This is a genomic window from Pseudomonas sp. Marseille-Q5115 (assembly GCF_916618905.1).
GTDB classification, from domain to species: domain Bacteria; phylum Pseudomonadota; class Gammaproteobacteria; order Pseudomonadales; family Pseudomonadaceae; genus Aquipseudomonas; species Aquipseudomonas japonica_A.
In genome coordinates this window covers 3902267-3923680 of sequence record NZ_CAKAKI010000001.1, presented here as the reverse complement: position 1 = coordinate 3923680, position 21414 = coordinate 3902267, and the positions used below count along the sequence as shown (strand labels likewise).

At 62.2% G+C, this 21414-nt stretch carries 17 protein-coding genes, 1 other RNA gene and 1 pseudogene; 9 read left to right on the top strand and 10 right to left on the bottom strand.

Going from position 1 to position 21414, the window contains the following annotated elements:
• Window positions 1-134: 134 nt before the first annotated feature.
• The 7 genes from ssrA to LG385_RS17935 form a co-directional block, all read right to left on the bottom strand.
• Window positions 135-534: a transfer-messenger RNA gene (ssrA, locus tag LG385_RS17965) on the bottom strand.
• Window positions 535-616: 82 nt separating this feature from the next.
• Complete coding sequence (locus LG385_RS17960) at window positions 617-904, bottom strand: hypothetical protein (RefSeq protein WP_225775339.1); 288 nt, start codon at window positions 902-904, stop codon at window positions 617-619.
• Window positions 905-1048: 144 nt separating this feature from the next.
• Window positions 1049-3910: an FAD-binding and (Fe-S)-binding domain-containing protein gene (locus LG385_RS17955; RefSeq protein ID WP_225775338.1), complete on the bottom strand. Its 2862-nt coding sequence runs from the start codon at window positions 3908-3910 to the stop codon at window positions 1049-1051.
• On the bottom strand, window positions 3907-4578 hold the full coding sequence (locus LG385_RS17950; protein ID WP_225775337.1) for a LutC/YkgG family protein: 672 nt from the start codon (window positions 4576-4578) through the stop codon (window positions 3907-3909). The genes LG385_RS17955 and LG385_RS17950 overlap by 4 nt, the downstream gene beginning before the upstream one ends.
• Window positions 4575-6029: a LutB/LldF family L-lactate oxidation iron-sulfur protein gene (locus tag LG385_RS17945; protein ID WP_225775336.1), complete on the bottom strand. Its 1455-nt coding sequence runs from the start codon at window positions 6027-6029 to the stop codon at window positions 4575-4577. Before LG385_RS17945 ends, LG385_RS17950 begins: the two co-directional genes overlap by 4 nt.
• Entirely contained in the window at window positions 6026-6850 is an 825-nt protein-coding gene (locus LG385_RS17940) for a (Fe-S)-binding protein (RefSeq protein WP_225775335.1), read from the bottom strand. The genes LG385_RS17945 and LG385_RS17940 overlap by 4 nt, the downstream gene beginning before the upstream one ends.
• Before the next feature lie 95 nt (window positions 6851-6945).
• Window positions 6946-8616, bottom strand: a complete 1671-nt coding sequence (locus LG385_RS17935) for a lactate permease LctP family transporter (RefSeq protein ID WP_225775334.1) — start codon at window positions 8614-8616, stop codon at window positions 6946-6948.
• Window positions 8617-8837: 221 nt separating this feature from the next.
• Between LG385_RS17935 and LG385_RS17930 the strand changes: the two genes are divergently transcribed.
• Window positions 8838-9605: an FCD domain-containing protein gene (locus tag LG385_RS17930; RefSeq protein ID WP_225775333.1), complete on the top strand. Its 768-nt coding sequence runs from the start codon at window positions 8838-8840 to the stop codon at window positions 9603-9605.
• A gap of 79 nt (window positions 9606-9684) precedes the next feature.
• Here LG385_RS17930 and smpB read toward each other — a convergent pair whose 3' ends face one another.
• Complete coding sequence (gene smpB / locus LG385_RS17925; RefSeq protein ID WP_181117712.1) at window positions 9685-10170, bottom strand: SsrA-binding protein SmpB; 486 nt, start codon at window positions 10168-10170, stop codon at window positions 9685-9687.
• Window positions 10171-10304: 134 nt separating this feature from the next.
• Between smpB and LG385_RS17920 the strand changes: the two genes are divergently transcribed.
• The gene (locus LG385_RS17920) at window positions 10305-11720 is read left to right on the top strand and encodes a sodium-dependent transporter (protein ID WP_181117713.1); all 1416 of its coding nucleotides are present in this window, start codon (window positions 10305-10307) and stop codon (window positions 11718-11720) included.
• Window positions 11717-12151, top strand: a complete 435-nt coding sequence (locus LG385_RS17915; RefSeq protein WP_181117714.1) for a type II toxin-antitoxin system RatA family toxin — start codon at window positions 11717-11719, stop codon at window positions 12149-12151. Before LG385_RS17920 ends, LG385_RS17915 begins: the two co-directional genes overlap by 4 nt.
• Window positions 12152-12244: 93 nt before the next feature.
• Here LG385_RS17915 and LG385_RS17910 read toward each other — a convergent pair whose 3' ends face one another.
• Window positions 12245-12769: an outer membrane protein assembly factor BamE gene (locus tag LG385_RS17910; protein WP_225775332.1), complete on the bottom strand. Its 525-nt coding sequence runs from the start codon at window positions 12767-12769 to the stop codon at window positions 12245-12247.
• Between the two features lie 97 nt (window positions 12770-12866).
• Here LG385_RS17910 and fur point away from each other — a divergent pair, with 97 nt between their 5' ends.
• Window positions 12867-13271, top strand: a complete 405-nt coding sequence (fur, locus tag LG385_RS17905; RefSeq protein WP_181122760.1) for a ferric iron uptake transcriptional regulator — start codon at window positions 12867-12869, stop codon at window positions 13269-13271.
• A 69-nt stretch (window positions 13272-13340) separates the two neighbouring features.
• Here fur and recN read toward each other — a convergent pair whose 3' ends face one another.
• Window positions 13341-15014 carry a DNA repair protein RecN gene (gene recN, locus LG385_RS17900; RefSeq protein ID WP_225775331.1) on the bottom strand — a complete coding sequence of 558 codons (1674 nt, stop codon included), beginning with the start codon at window positions 15012-15014 and terminating at the stop codon, window positions 13341-13343.
• Window positions 15015-15209: 195 nt separating this feature from the next.
• Between recN and grpE the strand changes: the two are divergent.
• From grpE to carA, 5 genes and pseudogenes are all read left to right on the top strand, one after another.
• A pseudogene (gene grpE / locus LG385_RS17895) lies at window positions 15210-15791 on the top strand (nucleotide exchange factor GrpE); the annotation flags it as partial.
• A 105-nt stretch (window positions 15792-15896) separates the two neighbouring features.
• Window positions 15897-17810, top strand: coding sequence for a molecular chaperone DnaK (dnaK, locus tag LG385_RS17890; RefSeq protein ID WP_181117719.1), 1914 nt, complete (start codon window positions 15897-15899; stop codon window positions 17808-17810).
• 283 nt (window positions 17811-18093) lie between these two features.
• On the top strand, window positions 18094-19224 hold the full coding sequence (gene dnaJ, locus LG385_RS17885; protein ID WP_181122762.1) for a molecular chaperone DnaJ: 1131 nt from the start codon (window positions 18094-18096) through the stop codon (window positions 19222-19224).
• Between the two features lie 25 nt (window positions 19225-19249).
• Window positions 19250-20053: a 4-hydroxy-tetrahydrodipicolinate reductase gene (gene dapB / locus LG385_RS17880; protein WP_181117721.1), complete on the top strand. Its 804-nt coding sequence runs from the start codon at window positions 19250-19252 to the stop codon at window positions 20051-20053.
• 220 nt (window positions 20054-20273) lie between these two features.
• Window positions 20274-21410 carry a glutamine-hydrolyzing carbamoyl-phosphate synthase small subunit gene (gene carA, locus LG385_RS17875; protein ID WP_181122767.1) on the top strand — a complete coding sequence of 379 codons (1137 nt, stop codon included), beginning with the start codon at window positions 20274-20276 and terminating at the stop codon, window positions 21408-21410.
• The last annotated feature ends 4 nt before the right edge of the window (window positions 21411-21414 follow it).

Here is a 21414-nt window from a genome sequence, read left to right as displayed (position 1 = left end):
GGAATACCACCGGGAATACCGGGATGGCTGGAACTCAAAAAACCGTTGTGACCCTCAAAAGAGCGGTAAACCCTTGATTTCACTGTCTTCCGGGCACAAAAAAAGACGTCCGTGGACGTCTTTGATTGATCATTTGGTGGAGCCGGGGGGATTTGAACCCCCGTCCGCCAGTACTCCGCTGTCGGTACTACATGCTTAGCCCGTTCTACTGAGTTAACCCGCGGCCGCCCGAGGGGCAGGGTGCTTTGGGCGAGTCGTGTAAGTTTTAGCTGCGTCGTCCACGACATACTAGGCAACGATCCTGTTCTATCTGACAGTCGGTTCGGGTTTACAGGCATCCCCTAGCGACTGCTGGTACCGAAGTAGCCAGAAGCTCAGGTTCTAGTCGTCGCAATTAAGCGGCGATGGCGAAGTCCTGGCCGTAGGTTTCGTCATTGGCAACTATAGAAGTTGCAACAGTGGATTTACGAGTTCTGTTACCAACTCGGCATGCACCTAAAGTTTCGTTACCGGCGTCGAATCCTGATCGGCCCCGTACCTGCAGCCAGTGGCGGCAGGTCTGTGAAGCATACGCCCCTCGGCCAGAAAAGTCGACCGCTGAGCGCACCGTCGTGGCTCAGTTGCCTGCCGCGCCGCCTTTCTTGGTGTAGTTGTCCAGCTGGGTCAGGATTTTGCCGGTGCTGGCGATGCAGGCCTTGGTGTCACCGCGGGCCTGGTCGGCCTTGGCGGCGTCGATCTGGCCGCGCAGGGTTTTTTCCAGGGCTGGGTTGGTGGCGGTGTTAGTGGTCATGGTGTCGTTGATTTTCTGCAGGTTCGCGGCGCACAGGTCATCAGCGGCGAAGGCAGGCGCGGCCACAACGGTGGCGGCGCAAAGGGCGAAGGCGGAAAGAAGGGTACGGGTCATGGGCATTTCTCCTTTGAAGGATAAGTACGCTCATTGGCCAATGCCAAGGCGCCAAGGTTCGCCCGCGCGGTTGGGCTTACTTCATGGACTGCGCGAATTGCCGAGAGGTTCTATTTTTTGTGTACGAATTAACACGACAAGGTTTCAGCTGATCGCCGCGTGTTCGCCCTCTTTTGGCGCAACAAGCGGCATATCAGCATGCACCGCCTTGGGGCGTGTTACCCGGTCTACCAGGTACACCAGGCTGTGGTAATCGAGCCCGCTGTGTTCGCTCAGGCCGATCTCGCAGGTGCGGCTGGTGGAGATGCCTTCGTTGCAGTGCTGCACCGCGTTCTTGAGTGAGCGCAACGCGTGGGCGTTGAGCTCTGGTTGGGTGAAGCCTTTGTCGCCGGCGAAGCCGCAGCAGTGAATGCCTTCCGGCACCACCACTTCGCGGCTGCAGCGGCGGGCGATGTCTAGCAAAGCCTGGCTTTGGCCGAGGTGTTGGGTGCTGCAGGTGACGTGCACCGCTACGGGTGCTTGCTGGGGCGTGAAGTCCAGTTTGTCGAGCAGGTGGCTGTGGATAAAACGCACCGGGTCGTACAGGTCCAGTCGGGTGTCGGCGAGGTTGTCCACGAGCCGCAGCGTGCACGGGCTGGTGTCGCAGTACACTGGGTCCAGCCCGCCGCGGCTGGCTTTCAACAGGGCGCGGATCAATGCCTGGCGCTTGGCTTCGCCTTGGTCGGGGTAGCCTTTGGAAGCGAAGGGCTGGCCGCAGCACAGTGCGTCCAGGCCTTCCGGGAATACCACTTGGTACCCGGCTTTTTCCAGCAACTGGCGGGTTTTGTCGATCAGGGGCGTTTGCTCGGCATCGCTACTGGCCGGGCCCATCGCGCGGGAAACGCACGCCGCCAGGTATACCACCCGGGGGCGGGCATCGGCGCTGGGGGCGGAGAATTGAACGGGCGCCTGGGCTTGCGGCAATGCGGCGGGCCAGTGGGGCACGGCCTGGCTCACTCGGCGTAAACCGGCGGCGTAGCGGGCCATGCGCGGTGCGCCTAGTAGCCGCTGTGCACCATTGGCGAGGCGCAAGCCTACACGGCCGCCTGCCAGCAGTGTGGCGAAATGCTCGGCGGCCCAGCTGGCGGTGCGGCCGTGTTCGGCGCTGGCGGTGCGTAGCTTTTTAATCAGGTCGCCGGTGTTGATGCCCACGGGGCAGCGTTCGGCGCACAGCCCGGTGGCTGCGCAGGTGTCGATGCCGTGGTACTGGAATTGCTGCTCCAGCGCTGTGGTGTTCTGCCCGTCGCGCTGGCGCGCCTGAATGTCCCGCCACATCACGATGCGTTGGCGGGGGCTGAGGGTAAGCCCGCGGGACGGGCACACCGGTTCGCAAAAGCCACATTCGATGCATTTATCCACAAGCACGTCGGCGGCGGGCATGGGCTTGAGGTGCTTGAGGTGGATGTGCGGGTCTTCGCTGAGCACCACGTCGGGGTTGAGAATGCCGTGAGGGTCCAGCAGGCGCTTGAGTGTCCACATCAGTTGGTAAGCTTGGGTGCCCCATTCCAGTTCCACGAACGGCGCCATGTTGCGGCCGGTGCCGTGCTCGGCCTTGAGCGAGCCGCCGAATTCCACTGCTACCAGTTGGGCGACGTCTGCCATCAGGGCTTCGTAGCGGGCGATTTCCTCGGGGTTGTTGAAGCCTTGGGTGAACACGAAGTGCAGGTTGCCTTCCAGTGCATGGCCGAACAGGATCGCTTCGTCATAGCGGTGTTTTTCCAGCAGCGCTAGCAGGCGGTTCACGCCTTCGGCCAGGCGCTCCAGCGGGAAGGTCACGTCTTCGATGATCACCGTGGTGCCGGTTTCACGCACCGCGCCCACGGCCGGGAAGGTGCCTTTGCGAATGGCCCACAAGCGGGCGTTTTCCGTAGGGTCGGTGGTGAAGGCGATGCGCTGCTCTACCTCGAACGAGGCGAGGGTGGCGACTACCTGCGCGACCTGCGTTTGCAGTGTTTCGGTAGAGCCGGCCGTGCTTTCGATCAGCAGGGCGCAGGCGCCGGAGGATAAGTGCTGCACGAACGTCGGCATGCCGGGCTTGTGTTGCACCGAGCGCAGGCTGCGGCGGTCAAGCAATTCCACGGCGGCCACGGGCTGGCTACGTAATGCGGTAACGGCGCGGCAGCATTCTTCCACGGAGGGGAACACCACCAGTGCGGTGGCCTTGTGGGGCAGGTCCACCACGGTGTTGTAGGTCACCGAGCTGATAAAGCCTAGGGTGCCTTCGGAGCCCACCAGTAAATGGCCGAGGATATCCAGAGGGTCGGTGTAATCCACCAGCGCGTTGAGGCTTAGGCCGGTGGTGTTCTTCAGCCGGTACTTATGACGGATGCGCGCGGCGAGGGCTTCGTCCGCGCGTACTTCCTCGCCCAATTGCTCCAGTGTGGCGAGCAGGTCCGCATGGCTTTCTCTGAACTGCGTAACGCTGTCTTGGCTTTCGGTATCCACGCAGGTGCCGTCCGCCAGCACCAGGCGCAGGCCTGCGAGGGTGTGGTAGGTGTTTTGCGCGGTGCCGCAGCACATGCCGCTCGCGTTGTTGGCGACGATGCCGCCGATCTTGCAGGCGTTGATAGATGCCGGGTCCGGCCCCAGCTTGCGGCCATAGGGTTTGAGCCAGGCGTTGGCCTGGGCGCCGATCACGCCCGGTTGCAGGCGGATCTGCTCGCCCTGGTTGCGGATATCGCGGCCGTTCCAATGATCGCCCAGTACCAGCAACACCGAGTCGCTGATGGCCTGGCCGGAGAGGCTGGTGCCGGCGGCGCGGAAGGTCACCGCAACCTTGTCGGCGACAGCGGCCTTGAGCAGGCTGATCACTTCCGCTTCGGCTTCCACCCGTATCACCAGCTTGGGCAGCAGCCGATAAAAGCTGGCGTCGGTGCCGTAGGCGAGCGTTGCCATCGGGTCGTCGAACCGTCGCTCGGCGGGGATCAATGCCTGTGCATGGGCGAGGAAGCGGGCGGGCAGGGTCATGCGTCCTCCAAAATCAGCACCACAAGGTCCTTCGGCCCGTGGGCGCCGTAGGCCAGTACCTGTTCGATGTCGGCGGTTTTCGAGGGGCCGGAGACTAATAACGCATTGGTGGGCATGCCGTCGGCCCAGTTGAAGCGCTGCATCACTTCATAGAAGTTGCTGTGGATCTCGCTGGCCTTGAGCAACGCGAAGTGCACCGGCGGCACCAGGCTCATCAACCGGGGTTCGTCGGCGGTGGGCCAGAGGATCAGGCTGCCGGTCGCCGCGATGGCGCCCAGCGTGCCGGTGAGGCTGGCCGGTGTGTTATCGAACAGCTCGCCTTTCCATGCCTCGATCGGCCTGTCATAGGCTTTGGTTTGCGGCGCATGCGTGTCGCCTTCCCACGCGCTGAGCAGTTGCTGGCCATAGGGCGTGCGCGGTGCGATCAGCAGGCTGTCCAGTTGGCGGTCGCGTAGCAGCTTCGCTACTAATGAAGGCCATTGCGCCGCAGTGCTGAGGTGGACTTCGGTGTGCACCGTTTCCATCAATTGCCGCAGCCGGCCTATCCGTTCTTCCGCTGGGTAGGACCAAGGCGCAGTGACCAAGGCCTCGTCGAAGTTATCCACAATCGGCGTGGTGCCTTGCAGGCTCGCCCGCAGCTTTCCAAGGATGTTTTCACGGGCGCTCATGGCGTGGTTTTCCCTTTGGCGAGGTGCTCGGCGGCCAGTTCATGCAGCGACCGTGGCGCCGGCTGGGGCGCGCTGTGGTTCTGGGTCCATGGCCCGATGTTCGCGGGGGTGAGCTTGCGCAGCCGCGTGGCCATTTTCAGGAAGGCGCGGTACAGCGTGGGCGAACTGTTCAATCGGGCCCAGGCGTTCCAAGCCAAGCGTTCCTTTCGGGAGTATTTGCTGCCTTGGCCACGCAGCAGTGGCGTGTCGCTGGGCGGCTTCACGTTTTCCTCGCGCAGCCTTCGCAGCAGGGCAGGGATGGGGATTTTCACCGGGCATACTTCGCCGCAGGCGCCGCACAGGGAGGAGGCGCTGGGGTGGTCCGGCACCGCCGCCAGCCCGACCATGTGCGGGGTGATGATCTTGCCGATGGGGCCGGGGTACACCTGGCCATAGGTGTGGCCACCCACTCGCGTGTACACCGGGCAGTGGTTCATGCACGCGCCGCAGCGGATGCAGTTCAGCGTTTGGCGCAGTTCACTGTCGGCAAAGGCCTGGCTGCGGCCGTTGTCTAGCAACACCAGGTGCACCTCGCGCGGGCCGTCGAGTTCATGGGCCTTGCGTGGGCTGGAGATCATGTTCACGTAGGTGGTGATGGGAATGCCCAGCGCCGAACGGGTGAGCAAGGAGAGTAACGGCACCACGTCGCGCAGGTTTTCCACCACCTTTTCGATACCGGTCACGGCAATGTGCACAGGCGGCACGCTGGTGACCATGCGGCCGTTGCCTTCGTTTTCCACTAGCAGCAGGGTGCCGGTTTCGGCGACCGCGAAGTTCACGCCGGAGACGCCGATGTCCGCCTCGAAGAACTTCTGCCGCAGCACGCGGCGGCCGATCTGGATCAACTCGTCCACGTCCCGGGTGTATTCCACCCCCAGCTTGTTTTCGAACAGCGAGGCCACCTGCCCGGCGTTCTTATGGATGGCCGGCATGATGATGTGGGAAGGCTTTTCGTGGTCCAGCTGCACGATGAACTCGCCCATGTCGGCTTCCAGGCATTCGATGCCCTTGGCCGCCAGCACGTCGTTCATTTCCATTTCTTCGCTGACCATGGACTTGCCCTTGATCACCTGCCGCGCCTCATGCTTCGCCACAATGCCGAGCACGATCTCGTTGGCTTGCTCGGTGGTCTCGGCCCAGTGCACCTGAATGCCTTGGCGGGTGAGGTTGCGCTCCAGGGTTTCCAGCAGCTCGGGCAATTTGGAAAGCGCCCGCGCGCGAATTGCGTTGCCCAGCACGCGCAGTTCCTCGCGTTCATCGGCATCGGCAAACGCCAGGGCGCGTTTGGCCATCAAGGAATCCATGGCGGTGCGGAAGTTGCCGCGCAGTTGGCTGTCGCCTAATGCGGTGTGGGCGCGCTCGCGGAAGGTTGTAGGAATTTCCAACGCGGGAATGCGGGTCTGGCTGTTCATTGGCCACCTCCAGTGCGCTGCCACAGAAAGCTCGCCAGGTGCTGGCCCCGTAGCGGTTGGCGCTGTTTTTCCAAAGCGCCGTTGATGTTCATCAGGCAGCCACAGTCGGCGGTGATCACTTCATCCGCGCCGGAGTCGATCAGGTTGCGGGTTTTGTCCTCCACCATGGCGCCGGAGATGTCTGGCATGCGCACGCTGAAGGTGCCGCCGAAGCCGCAGCATTCGCTTTCATGGCTATGGTCCACGCGCTCCACCTGGGCGAGTTGGGCGAGGAGGGCGCGGCCGTGCACATGGGTGTTCATTTCCCGCCGCGCCGAGCAGGACGTATGCAGCGCCACCTTGATGGGAGAGCCTTGATCGCGAAGCTCCACCTGGCACACATGCAGCAGAAACTCCGCCAGCTCATAGGTGCGCGCGGCGAGGGCTTGCGCCTGGGCAAGCCGGGCCGGGTCGTCCTGGAACAGCGCGGGGTAATGCTCGCGGAACATCCCGGCGCACGAGCCCGACGGCACCACCACGGGCCACGGCTGCTTGAACAATTCCAGCTGGGCAGCGGCGACCGTGCGGGCCTGGTCGGTGTAGCCGCTGGTATAGGCGGGCTGGCCGCAGCAGCTCTGGCCCTGTGGATAATCCACGGCAATGCCTTCGCGCTCCAGCAGGCGGATCGCGTCCAGCCCGGCGTGGGGGAAGAACACGTCCACCACGCAGGTGCCGAACAGGTACACCCGCGCCGGCTTGCCCGTCGGGTACTCACGCGGCGCTGGAATAGGCGCGGCAAGGCGGGTGGCGTTCGGGGCCGCGTTGTAAAAAAGCTCGCTCATCAGGCAGGTTCTCCACAATGGCCCGGCTTTCTTTATTGCCATGGTCGGGCTCGGTCGCCACGCCGGAGTGTCCGGCGTGCCATTTCAGTAAAGCTTCAATGCACCAGAATGCCGGTAAACCAGTACGCCTGGGCCAACGTAATCAGCCCCACCAGCGCGGCGAAGAACAGGCTGTGCTTGAGGGTGAAGCGGAACAGGTCGGATTCTTTCCCCACCAGGCCGGTGGCGGCGCAGGCCACGGCGATGGACTGCGGCGAAATCATCTTCCCGGTGACCCCGCCGCTGGTGTTGGCGGCTACCAGCAAGGTGTCGTTCACGCCGATCTGGTGCGCGGTGGTGGCTTGCAGTGAGCTGAACAGCGCGTTGGACGAAGTATCCGAGCCCGTGAGGAATACCCCAAGCCAACCCAGGAAGGGCGAAAAGAACGGGAAGGCCGCCCCGGTACCTGCAAGCACCAGCGCCAGAGTGGAGGACATGCCCGAGTAGTTGGTGACGAAGGCGAAGGCCAGCACCATGCCGATGGACAGGATCGGCCAGCGCAGCTCCTTCACCGTGGTGAGAAAAGTGGTAATACCAATAGACGGCCTTATGCGAAGCACCAGCATGCTCACCAAGGCGGAAAGGAAAATCGCAGTGCCCGTGGCCGAGATGGGATCAAGCTTGAACACCGCAGGCATCACAGTAGGTGCCGCCACGATGGGCGCCGCTTTCATCACCAATTGGTCCAGGTGCGGGATGGGGGTGCTCCATACCCAGCTGTAGAGCGAGCCGCCAGCGGCAAACAGGGCCTTGAAGGGCTTGAGCGTCCACACCGTAACCAGCAGGGTGAGGATCAGAAACGGCGACCAGGCTTTGAGGATAGCGCCCATTGAGTGGGGGCAAGCCTGGCGCGCGGGTGCGGTAACCACTGCGGCGCCGACACTTGCTCCTGCCAACTGCGCGGTGCTTGGCGCTGGTGACCATACTTTGAGGAACAGCGCGAGAGACACCAGGCTGACCAACGCAGAGGTGATGTCTGGCAGCTCCGGCCCAATGAAGTTGGAGGTGAGGTATTGCGTGACCGCGAAGCTGAGGCCCGCCACCAGTGCTGCCGGCCAGGTTTCGCGTACGCCGCGCCAGCCGTCCATGATGAACACCAGCCAGAAGGGCACGAACACCGACAGCAACGGCAATTGCCGGCCCGCCATGGCGCCGATCTTGAACGCATCGATGCCAGTCACCTGGCCGGCCACGATGATCGGAATGCCCAGCGCGCCGAACGCCACGGGTGCGGTGTTGGCAATCAAACACAACCCGGCGGCGTACAAGGGATTGAAGCCCAGCCCTACCAGCAGCGCGGCGGTGATGGCCACCGGGGCGCCGAAACCTGCCGCGCCTTCCAGGAAGGCACCGAAGCAGAAGCCGATCAGCAGCACTTGCAGCCGCTGGTCTTCAGTCAGCGACAACACCGAGGCACGGATCACTTCGAACTGGCCGCTTTGCACGGTCAGCTTGTACAGAAACACCGCGGCCACAATGATCCAAGCGATAGGCCACAGCCCATAGAGGAAGCCATAACCGGCGGCGGCCAGCGCCATGTCGGCGGGCATGCGAAACGCAAAGATCGCTACCAGCAGCGAGAGCAGCAGCGTAAGGCTACCGGCCACGTGGCCTTTAAGCCGAAGCCAGGCCAGGGCCACGAAGAAAAACGCGATGGGGATAAGTGCGAAGGTGGCAGACAGCCCAAGGCTGCCCAGCGGGCTGTAGAGTTGTTCCCAGGTTTGCATGGCGGCCTCTAGTTGTTATTGGCAGGCGGTCGCTTGGGTAAATTGGTAATACCAATTTACAGGTTGTGGTGGGTAGGTTAGGGTGCCCGTGGTTGGCCTGTCAATTTCCCTTGGTCGAGACTTTGGTCGTAGCGCCTCGTAAGTAGGTCTAAGGCGCGATCGTTCGCAGGCAGGTAAAATCGCGGTATCAGCCCTTACGGCTGAGGCACGGGAGGCGGTAGATGGGGTTTGATCAGGTTCGGCAGCGGCGCTTGTCCGACGATATTGTCGAGCGGCTTGAGGGGATGATTCTCGAGGGCACGCTCAAGGCTGGTGAGCGCTTGCCGGCGGAGCGGGTACTGGCCGAGCAGTTCGGCGTGTCTCGGCCGTCCCTGCGCGAAGCCATCCAGAAGCTTGCAGCCAAAGGCATTCTGGTCAGCCGCCAGGGTGGCGGTAATTACGTGGTAGACAGCCTGGGCACGACCTTTAGCGACCCTTTACTGGAATTGCTCGAACACAGCACCAGTGCCCAGCACGACCTGCTGGAGTTTCGCCATACGCTGGAAGCCTCCTGTGCGTATTACGCGGCGTTGCGCGCCACTGATGTGGACCGCGAACGGCTGACGGCCGCATTCGATACGCTGCAGGATTGCTACGCCCGCGCCGATGAAGCCAGCCAAGTAGAGGAGGGCGCCGCCGATGCGCGCTTCCATCTGGCAATCGCCGAGGCCAGCCATAACGCCGTGTTGCTGCACACCATTCGCGGCCTGTTCGACCTGCTCAAGCGCAACGTGGTGACCAACATTGGCGGCATGTACAAGCAACGGTCAGAAACCCGAGCCATGTTGATCAGCCAACACCGAGAGCTGTATGAGGCGATCATGGAAGGCCAGGCCGAGAAAGCCCGAGAGGTGTCGAGCCGGCATATTCTGTATGTGCAGGAAGTGCTGGAAGAAGTGCAGCAGCAGGCGCAGCGGCTGGCCAGGGCGGAGCGGCGCAAGGGGTTGTAGGGGATTGCCTGATTCGCGAGCTTTCGCCCGCTTCCTACCACCTTATTCGCGAGCTCCCACAATGGCAGGAGGAAGGGCGTTACTCTTCGCCCTTGCCCTTGCTGCGTACGGCGCGCTGCATCTCGCGGTTGGAATCGCGCTCGCGCTCGGTGTCGCGCTTGTCGTATTCCTTCTTGCCCTTGCCCAGCGCAATTTCGCACTTGATCAAGTGCTTGCTCCAGTACAGCGCGGTACACACGGCGGTGTAGCCCTTTTGCTGTACCGAGGCATGCAGGCGCTCGAGCTCTTTCTTGTTCAGCAAGAGCTTGCGGGTGCGGATAGGGTCGGCGATCACATGGGTACTGGCGGCGGTCAGCGGCGTGAAATGCGAACCGAAGAGCCAGGCTTCGCCGTCCTTGAGCAGCACGTAGCTGTCGACCAGCTGCGCCTTGCCGGCACGCAGGCTTTTCACTTCCCAGCCGGCGAGCACCAGCCCCGCCTCCATGCGTTGCTCGATGAAATAGTCGTGGCGCGCTTTTTTGTTCAGCGCGATCGTCCCTGTGGGATGCTTCTTTTGCTTAGCCATAGGGCGCGCATTATAGGGATAACTTCAAGCGGCGGCTACGGTTTCGAAGTGTTTCACCAGTGCTTCACGGGTTGAGCCACCGAGGTATATCCCGGACAATGCGCGCTCTTTTTTGTTCATGGGCGAGTAAACGGATGTCGAGTGAAAAGGTGTCCGTCCATGGAAGCTGGGCCAGCCGCTGGGTATTCATCCTCGCCGCTACCGGTTCCGCGGTCGGGCTGGGCAGTATCTGGAAGTTTCCTTACATGGTCGGGGAGTATGGCGGCGGCGCCTTCGTGCTCGTGTTCCTCGCCTGTATCGCCCTGATCGGCGTGCCGGTGATGCTGGCCGAAACCCTCATCGGCCGGCGGGCGCGGCAAAGCCCGGCCAACGCGCTGGCCATGCTTGCCCGCGAAGCCGGCCAGCCAGGCGCCTGGTCCTGGGCCGCCTTCGCCGGCATGCTCACGGCGCTGCTGATTCTGTCGTTCTACAGCGTGGTGGGCGGTTGGTCCTTCGATTACATCGTGGACATGGCCAAGGGCGATTTCGAAGGTGTTACGCCAGATCAGGTAGGCGCCTACTTCGGCAATGTGATCGCCGATCCCCTGCGGCTGATCTTCTGGCACAGCGTGTTCATGTTCACCTCGGCGGTGGTCATCGCCAAGGGTGTGGTCGGTGGGCTGGAGCGCAGCCTTCGGATCATGATGCCGCTGCTGTTCGTACTGCTGTTGATCCTGCTGGGCTACAGCATGACCACCGGGCACTTCATGGAAGGCGTGCATTTCATGTTCGACTTCGACGCCAGCAAGGTGCTCGATGGCCTGCTGCCCGCCATGGGCCATGCGTTCTTTTCGCTGAGCGTGGGCGTGGGGTCGATCATGATCTACGGCGCTTACATGCCGCGCAGCGCGTCCATCGGCGGCACCATCGTGTCGGTGGCTTTGCTGGATACGTTCGTGTCCCTGCTGGCCGGTGTGGCGCTGTTCCCGATCGTGTTCGCCGCGGGCCTGAACCCGGGCGAAGGGCCGGGCCTGATGTTCGTGACCCTGCCTTACGCCTTCGGCAGCGTGCCGTTTGGCCAACTGATGGGCGTGGTGTTCTTTATCCTGGTGGGCGTGGCTGCCTGGAGCTCCGCGATTTCGCTGCTCGAGCCCATGGTGGCTTACATGGTGGAGCGCTATAAAATATCCCGGGCCTGGGTCGCCACCTGGCTAGCCCTGGCCTGCTGGCTGTTCGGGCTGGGTACGGTGTTCTCATTCAACCTGTGGAAGCAGGCCAAATTTTTCGTGAACGATGCCGCCGGCTTCCGCCTCTATCAATGGGGGGCCGACACCGGGCTGGATTTCTTCGGAGTGATCGATTTCTTCACTTCGCGGATCATGCTTCCGCTGGGTGGCCTGAGTTTTGTGGTGTTTGCCGGCTGGGTAATGGGTCGCGCCGCGGTACGGGATGAGCTGGCCATGCGTAACCCGTTAATGTTCCAGTTGACCTTCTTTTTGATGCGCTATGTGGCGCCGTGCGGCATTCTCATCGTATTCGCCGCTCAGTTTTGGAAAATGACGCGTTCATGACCACACATATTCAACGCTCTGCCTTGCTTCCGTATCCGGCCAAGGCGCTCTACGACCTTGTGAACGACGTGGCGCGCTATCCGGAGTTTCTGCCCTGGTGCTCGTCTACCCGCGTGATCGAAAGCAGTGACGACTTCATGCGCGCCAGCCTGGAGGTCGCCAAGGGCGGGCTGAGCCAGCGGTTGGTCACGCGCAATGCGCTGATACCCGGCGAGCGCATCGAGATGAACCTCGAGGAAGGGCCCTTCACTCAGCTCCATGGGATATGGGTGTTCAAGCCCCTGGGCGAAAAGGCCTGCAAGATCAGCCTCGACCTCTCCTTCGATTACGACGGCCCGATTGTGCGCGCCACCCTGGGCCCGCTGTTCAATCAGGCGGCGAATACCTTGGTAGATGCTTTTTGCCAGCGAGCGAAGCAGCTGAATGGCTGACTAGGTTCAAACGCCCGGCTGTTGACTGGCGCCGGGCATAAAACCCAAGGCGAAAAAAAAGCCCGGCGAAGCGGGCTTTTTTGCATCCGCGAATTACTGCGGGGAAGTTTCGATCGGCGCGGGGCTTGGCACCGGCACCGGCTTGGCCTGGTCCACGTCGCGCTGGATCTGCTCCAGCAGCGAGCCTGGCTTGGCTGGCGCTTCTGGTTGCTGCTGCACAGGCGCGTTTTCCTCGGCAGGCGCTGCGTTGTTGTCTTTGCCCAGGATCGAGTCGTCGCGGCTCACGCCAGGCATGAAATCGCCCGAAAGGCTGGCGAGCTGGTCCGCTTCGTTGAAGAACACGCTCACGCGTTCCTGCTGCCGACGGGCACCGCCTTGCTGCATGCTATAGAGGTAATCCCAGCGGTTGGGGTGGAAAGTATCCACCAGCATCGGGTTGCCCATGATAAACCGCACTTGCCGGCGGGTCATTCCAGGCCTCAACTGGTCTATCATGTCCTGCGTGACGACATTGCCCTGCTGGATGTCGATCTTATAAACCCCGGGGAATGAACAACCGGCGAGTGCGAGCAGGCTCACGAAGGTGAGGCTGGTAAGCAAGTGCTTGGTGTTTTGCATCGGTGGGCGACTTCCACTATCTTGGCTGGGTCAACAAAGCCCCGATCATACCCGCAATGAATGAAGCTGCGAAGCAGCATCGGCGAGAAAGCTGACCATGGTTGAAAACAACGAATTACGAAAAGCAGGCCTCAAGGTGACCCTTCCACGGGTCAAGATCCTGCAAATGCTTGACTCGGCCGAGCAGCGCCATATGAGCGCGGAGGACGTGTACAAGGCCCTCATGGAAGCGGGAGAGGATGTTGGGCTGGCGACGGTTTACCGCGTATTGACCCAATTCGAAGCTGCCGGGCTCGTGGTTCGCCATAACTTCGATGGTGGTCATGCGGTATTCGAATTGGCCGACAGCGGCCACCACGACCATATGGTGGACGTGGATTCGGGTGAGGTGATCGAGTTTTTCGACAGCGAAATCGAAAAGCGGCAGAAGGAAATCGTTGCCGAACATGGCTTCGAGCTGGTCGATCACAACCTGGTGCTGTACGTCCGCAAGGGCAAGTAACCAGGCCTGCATGAAAAACCCGCCATGAAAGGCGGGTTTTTTGTGTCTGCGGGTGAGCAGCCGTTGCGGTCAGCCCTTGGCGCTGACCACCATCTTGCGCGCATGGGCGAGGGATTCCTTGGTGAGGTCCACGCCGCCGAGCATCCGCGCCACTTCCTCGATGCGCTCGGCCTTGGCCAGGCTTCGCACGGCGGTGCGGGTTTCGTCGCTGCCGCGCAGCTTGTGCACGAACAGGTGGTGATGGCCCTGGGCGGCTACCTGGGGCAGGTGGGTCACGGTCAGTACCTGCCCGCGGTCCCCAAGCCTGCGCAGTAGTTGGCCGACGATTTCTGCGGTGGGGCCACCAATGCCCACGTCCACTTCGTCGAACACCAGCGTAGGCGTGCGGGACGTTTGCGCGGTGATCACCTGAATGGCCAGGCTGATACGCGACAGCTCGCCGCCCGACGCTACTTTTGCCAGTGACTTGATCGGCTGGCCCGGGTTGGCGCTGACCATCAGCTCGATGCTTTCCTGGCCGTTGGGGTGCAGGTCGTTGCCGCCGTGGGGCTTGAGCTCGATGCGGAACGTGCCGCCGGGCATGCCCAGGCGATGGATTTCTTCCTCGACCGACGCCGCCAGGCGCTTCGCTGCCTCGCCACGCAGGGCGGTAAGCTCGGTGGCTTTTTCCTGATAGTGCCGGGCAAAGGCTGCCAGTTCGCCTTCAAGCCGCTCGATGGATTCATCGCTGGCCGCCAGGCTTTCCACTTCGTCGAAGATTTTCTGCTGGAGCGCGGCGACTTCGCCAGGCTGTACCCGGTGTTTGCGCGCCAGGGTATAGATCGTGTCCAGGCGCTCTTCAATCAGTTGCAGGCGAGCCGGGTCTGCTTCGAAATTATCCACGAACCGGTTGAGCTCACCCACCGCTTCCTCCACCTGAATCTGCGCGCTTGCCAGCAGGTTCGCTGCTTCCTGCAAGGCCCGTGGCGGGTTGGTGATGGCGGTGAGCCGGTTGAGGCAGGCACCCAGCGCGTCGAGAATGTTGCCCGAGTCGCTCTCGCTGCATTGCTCCACCACCTGGCGGCTGGTAGCGAACAGGCCCTCGGCGTTGGCGAGGTTCTTCTGCGCTTCTTCCAACTCCTCGAGTTCGTTCTCGCCCAGCGCCAAGTTTTCGAGCTCTTCGAGCTGGTAGCTGAGCAACTGATGACGGGCGCGCTGCTCATCGCTGGTGCTGGAAAGCCGGTGGATTTCCTGCCGGGTTTGCCGCCAGCGTTGTGCCGCCAGGTTCACCTGGCGTGCAAGGTCAGTGGCACCGGCGAATTCGTCCAGCAAGCGGCGATGCGTATCGGGCTTGAGCAGCGACTGGTGCTCATGCTGGCCGTGGATGTCGATCAGCAGCTCGCCCAGGGCTTTCAAATCGCCAAGCGGGCTGGGCGCGCCATTGATGTAGCCACGCGAACGGCCTTCGCTGGTGATCACCCGGCGCAGGATGCAATGCGCGTCGGTTTCCAGGTCCCGCTCCGCCAGCCAGGCCTTGGCATCGGGGATTTCGCTCACGTCGAAGGTGGCCAGGATATCGGCCTTGTCGGCGCCCGGGCGCACCACGCCACTGTCGGCCCGATCGCCCAGGGTAAGGCCTAGCGCATCGAGCATGATGGACTTGCCCGCACCCGTTTCACCGGTGATCACGCTCATGCCGCGTTCCAGTTCAAGGTCCAGGTGTTCGACGATGGCGTAGTTGTGAACGGACAGGTGCACCAGCATGGTCACGATCCCCGATGTGAGAAATGTCTGGTTATTTATACAGTGCTTTTGGTGGTGCTGACAATCCCGGCCATCGCTCGCCCATGGAGCCGTTCAGCGGGCGAAAGTGAATTGGCTGCACGCGGGGCCCTTGAAGCTTGTGATCGCGGCCCCATATAGCGGGCAACCTGTGCGAGGCAACACTCGCCGACGTATCCAAAGGAGAATTCCATGGCTGAAGAAAAGACTCTGGACGAACAGAACCCGGACACCACCCCGGCGCCAGAAGCCACCGGCGAAGACCTCGCCGCTCAAGTGCAGGCGCTCGAAGAGCAGCTGGCCGCAGCCAAGGACCAATCCCTGCGTGTGGCCGCGGACGTGCAGAACATCCGCCGCCGCGCCGAGCAGGATGTGGAAAAGGCGCACAAGTTCGCGCTGGAAAAATTCGCAGGCGACCTGCTGCCGATCATCGACAGCCTCGAGCGCGGCCTGGAAATGTCCAACGCCGAAGACGAAGCCCTTCGCCCGATGCGCGAAGGCATGCAGCTGACCCTGAAAATGTTCGCTGACACCCTCAAGCGCTACGGTGCCGAGGTGGTTGATCCGCATGGCGAACCGTTCAACGCCGAGCACCATCAGGCAATGGCCATGCAGGAAAGCGCCGACGTGGAGCCCAACACCGTGCTCAAGGTGTTCCAGAAGGGTTATCAGCTCAATGGCCGCCTGCTGCGCCCGGCCATGGTTGTGGTCAGCAAGCCCGCCGCTGCGGCATCGCCGTCCATCGACGAGAAGGCTTGAAATCCGCAAAGCGGCCCCCATTTAGTCGTCAAGCGTTCGAGTGCTACCGCGTGCAGCCACCACTGACGCGGCAACCTAATTCAAAGTTTCGGGAGAGTTTCATACATGGGCAAGATTATCGGTATTGACCTGGGGACTACCAACTCCTGTGTCTCCGTGCTGGAAAACGGCAAAGCCAAGGTGATCGAGAACGCCGAAGGCGCGCGCACCACCCCTTCGATCATTGCATACGCCAACGATGGCGAAATCTTGGTGGGCCAGTCGGCCAAGCGTCAGGCGGTCACCAACCCGCACAACACCCTGTACGCGGTAAAGCGCCTGATCGGCCGCAAGTTCGAAGAAGACGTTGTACAGAAAGACATCAAGATGGTCCCGTACAAGATCGCCAAGGCCGACAACGGTGACGCCTGGGTGGAAGTGAACGGCCAGAAGATGGCACCGCCACAAATCTCGGCCGAAGTGCTGAAGAAGATGAAGAAAACCGCCGAAGACTACCTCGGCGAAGCAGTGACTGAAGCGGTCATCACCGTTCCTGCTTACTTCAACGACAGCCAGCGCCAGGCGACCAAAGACGCCGGCCGCATTGCGGGCCTGGACGTCAAGCGCATCATCAACGAGCCTACCGCTGCTGCGCTGGCTTACGGCATGGACAAGGCCAAGGGCGACCACACCGTCATCGTGTATGACCTGGGTGGCGGCACCTTCGACGTGTCCGTGATTGAAATCGCTGAAGTCGACGGCGAGCACCAGTTCGAAGTGTTGGCCACCAACGGCGACACCTTCCTGGGTGGTGAAGACTTCGACATCCGCCTGATCGACTACCTGGTAGACGAGTTCAAGAAAGAAAGCGGCATGAACCTCAAGGGTGACCCGCTGGCGATGCAGCGCCTGAAAGAAGCCGCTGAAAAAGCCAAGATCGAGCTGTCGTCCTCGCAGTCGACCGACGTCAACCTGCCGTACATCACTGCCGACGCCACCGGGCCGAAGCACCTGAACGTGAAGATCTCGCGCGCCAAGCTCGAAGCCCTGGTCGAAGACCTGGTGCAGCGCACCATCGAGCCTTGCCGTATCGCACTGAAGGACGCTGGCATCGACGTCGGTTCGATCAACGACGTGATCCTGGTCGGCGGCCAGACCCGCATGCCGCTGGTTCAGAAAACCGTCAGCGACTTCTTCGGCAAGGAAGCACGCAAGGACGTGAACCCGGACGAAGCCGTGGCCATGGGTGCTGCCATCCAGGGTGCGGTACTGGCCGGTGACGTGAAAGACGTGCTGCTGCTGGACGTGAGCCCGCTCACCCTTGGTATCGAAACCATGGGCGGCGTGATGACCCCGCTGATCGAGAAAAACACCACCATCCCGACCAAGAAGTCGCAGGTGTTCTCGACCGCAGACGACAACCAGGGCGCAGTGACCATCCATGTACTGCAGGGTGAGCGCAAGCAAGCCTCGCAGAACAAGTCCCTGGGCAAGTTCGACCTGAGCGACATCCCGCCAGCACCGCGTGGCGTGCCTCAGATCGAAGTGACCTTCGACATCGACGCCAACGGCATCCTGCACGTGGGCGCGAAAGACAAGGCCACCGGCAAGCAGCAGTCCATCGTGATCAAGGCCAACTCCGGCCTGTCCGAAGAAGAGATCCAGCAAATGGTGCGTGACGCCGAGGCCAACGCCGAGGAAGACCGCAAGTTCGAAGAGCTGGCTGCTGCGCGCAACCAGGGTGATGCACTGGTGCACTCCACTCGCAAGATGGTGAGCGAAGCCGGTGACAAGGTGACCGCCGAGGAAAAAGCCGCGATCGAAACGGCTGTTACCGCGCTGGAAACCGCTGTGAAGGGCGACGACAAGGCTGCGATCGAGTCGCGTATCGAAGAGCTGTCGAAAGTCACCGCTCCGGTTGCCCAGAAGATGTACGCCGACGCCGGTCAGGAAGCGCCTGCCCAGCCAGCCGGTGAAGAACCGAAGAAGCACGACGACGTGGTCGATGCCGAGTTCGAAGAAGTGAAAGACAACAAGTAAGCAATTGCTTGTGATCGGCCGGTTCCCTGCTTAAGCGCGGTGACTGGTAGCATGTCGCCGCGCGGGGGCCTTGGTCCCCGCGTTGGCGTGTCTGGGATACAGGAATTTCAAGCACTCGCCGCGGCGGGTGCTCCGGCTGGCTGCAGTGGCCCGTGACCGCAATTGCGGCGCGGGGGCAGGCCAGAGCGCAGGCTGCATGGCCATTGGCCTTGCCGCTTGCGTACGTTTGCCGGCTCGGTTCGGCGGGCATTGGCGAAAATTATTCAGGGTGTGAAAAAACCATATGGCTAAGCGTGACTATTACGAGGTACTGGGGGTAGAGCGGGGCGCGAGCGAAGCCGACCTGAAGAAGGCCTATCGCCGCTTGGCGATGAAGCATCACCCCGACCGCAACCCGGGTGACAAGGCATCGGAAGAAAGCTTCAAGGAAGCCAACGAGGCCTATGAGGTGCTCTCGGATGCCAGCAAGCGCGCCGCCTACGACCAGTATGGTCATGCCGGTGTAGATCCGCAGATGGGCGGCGGTGGCCCGGGCTTCGGCGGCGCCAACTTCTCCGATATCTTCGGCGACGTGTTCAGCGACTTCTTCGGCGGCGGTGGCGGGCGTGGCGGCGGCCGTGGAGGCGCCCAGCGTGGCAGCGACCTGCGCTACACGCTCGAGCTGGACCTCGAAGAAGCTGTACGCGGCACTACCGTCAGCATTCGCGTGCCCACGCTGGTCAACTGCAAGGTGTGCGACGGTAGCGGCGCCAAGAAAGGCTCTTCGCCGATCAGCTGCCCTACCTGCGCCGGTATCGGCCAGGTGCGCATGCAGCAGGGCTTCTTCTCGGTGCAGCAAACCTGCCCGCGCTGCCATGGCCAGGGCAAGATCATCTCCGACCCGTGCGAAGGCTGCCATGGCGAAGGCCGCGTCGAAGAATTCAAGACCCTTTCGGTCAAGGTGCCGCCAGGGGTCGATACCGGCGACCGTATTCGCCTGTCGGGCGAAGGCGAGGCGGGCACTCAGGGTGGCCCCACCGGCGACCTCTATGTGGTCATCAATGTGCGCGAGCACTCGATCTTCCAGCGCGACGGCAAAAACCTCTACTGCGAAGTGCCGATCAGCTTCACCGACGCGGCGCTCGGCGGCGAGCTGGAAGTGCCCACGCTCGATGGCCGCGTGAAGCTCAAGATCCCGGAAGGCACTCAAACCGGCAAGCAGTTCCGCCTCCGCGGCAAGGGTGTAGCACCGGTGCGCGGTGGTTCGCCCGGCGACCTGCTGTGCCGCGTTGCGGTCGAAACCCCGGTCAACCTCGACCGCCGTCAGCGTGAGCTGCTGGAAGAGTTTCGGGCTTCCCTGGAAGGCAATACCACGAACTCGCCCAAGGCCAGTGGCTGGTTCGAGGGCATGAAGCGCTTCTTTGGCGACCTCTGAAGCGAACGTATAAAAGGATTCACTGATGCGACGTATAGCTGTGATGGGCGCCGCCGGGCGCATGGGCAAAACCCTGGTCGAAGCGGTCCAGCAAACGCCGGGTTCTGGCCTGACCGCCGCCATCGACCGGCCTGACAGCACTCTGGTGGGCGCGGATGCCGGTGAGTTGGCCGCGCTCGGCCGTATTGGCGTGCCAGTATCCGGCGACCTGGCCAAGGTGGCGGAGGAGTTCGATGTGCTCATCGACTTCACCCACCCATCGGTCACGCTGAAAAACCTGGCCTTCTGCCGCAAGGCCGGCAAGGCCATGGTCATCGGCACCACCGGCTTCAGCCCGGAAGAAAAAGAACGCTTGGCGGATGCCGCCAAAGACATCCCTATCGTGTTCGCGGCCAACTTCAGCGTAGGCGTAAACCTGTGCTTGAAGCTGCTGGATACCGCTGCCCGGGTGCTCGGCGATGAAGTGGACATCGAGATCATCGAGGCCCACCATCGTCACAAGGTCGATGCCCCCTCGGGTACCGCCCTGCGCATGGGAGAAGTGGTAGCCAATGCGTTGGGTCGCGACCTTCAGGAAGTGGCGGTGTACGGCCGCGAAGGCCAGACCGGCGCCCGTGACCGCCAGACCATCGGCTTCGCCACCGTGCGCGCTGGCGACGTGGTGGGTGACCATACGGTGCTGTTCGCCGCCGAAGGCGAGCGCGTCGAGATCACCCACAAGGCCTCCAGCCGCATGACCTTCGCCAAAGGCGCCGTGCGCGCGGCCATGTGGCTGGATGGTCGGGCTGCGGGGCTGTATGACATGCAGGATGTTCTCGACCTGCGGTAGAAAAGCTTCCTGCGAGTTAATAGGCCCATCCGACGGCCTGTGAATTAAAAGCGTGCAGTGGGTGGACCAAAATGTCGCTTTTCTGTAAGCTACAGCTTTAGTGTGTCCACTAAAAGCGCGCAGATAATTCGATGAAGAAGCGGGGTGACGTGTCAATACGTCTCTCCGCTTTTTTACAACCTGCGATCGCCCTTTCAGGCTTGATTTATCGGAGGTCTTCTTGACTAAGCCAGCCATACTCGCCCTTGCCGACGGCAGCATCTTTCGCGGTGAAGCGATCGGAGCCGACGGCCAGACCGTCGGAGAGGTGGTGTTCAACACCGCAATGACCGGCTATCAGGAAATCCTCACAGACCCTTCCTATGCCCAGCAGATCGTCACCCTGACCTACCCGCACATCGGCAATACCGGCACCACCGCGCTGGACGCCGAGGCTGATCGCGTATGGTCGGCAGGCCTGGTCATCCGGGACCTTCCACTGGTCGCCAGCAACTGGCGTAACACCCAGTCCCTGTCGGACTACCTCAAGGCCAACAACGTTGTGGCCATCGCCGGTATCGACACCCGCCGCCTGACCCGCCTGCTGCGTGAAAAAGGCGCGCAGAACGGCTGCATCCTGGCCGGTGACGACATTTCCGAAGAAGCCGCCATCGCCGCCGCCCGTGCGTTCCCGGGCCTGAAGGGCATGGACCTGGCCAAGGAAGTGAGCACCAAGGAGTCCTACCAGTGGCGCGAAGGCGTATGGGCCCTGGCCACTGACACCCATGCGGTGATGAAGGACGAAGAGCTGCCTTACCACGTGGTCGCCTACGACTACGGCGTGAAGCTGAACATCCTGCGCATGCTGGTTGCCCGCGGCTGCCGCCTGACCGTAGTGCCGGCGCAAACGCCTGCCAACGAAGTGCTGGCGCTCAAGCCCGACGGCGTGTTCCTCTCCAATGGCCCTGGCGATCCCGAGCCGTGCGACTACGCCATCGAGGCGATTCAGGAAATCCTGAAAACCGATACCCCGGTGTTCGGCATCTGCCTGGGTCACCAGCTGCTGGCCCTGGCCGCGGGCGCCCGCACCGTGAAGATGGACACTGGCCACCACGGCGCCAACCACCCTGTGCAGGATCTGGACAGCGGTGTGGTGATGATCACCAGCCAGAACCACGGGTTCGCGGTAGACGAAAGCACACTGCCGGGCAACGTGCGTGCCATCCACAAGTCGCTGTTCGACGGCACCCTGCAGGGGATCGAGCTTACCGACAAGGACGCGTTCAGCTTCCAGGGGCACCCGGAAGCCAGCCCGGGCCCGACCGACGTGGCCCCGCTGTTCGATCGCTTCATCGATTCGATGGCCAAGCGCCGCTAACTGC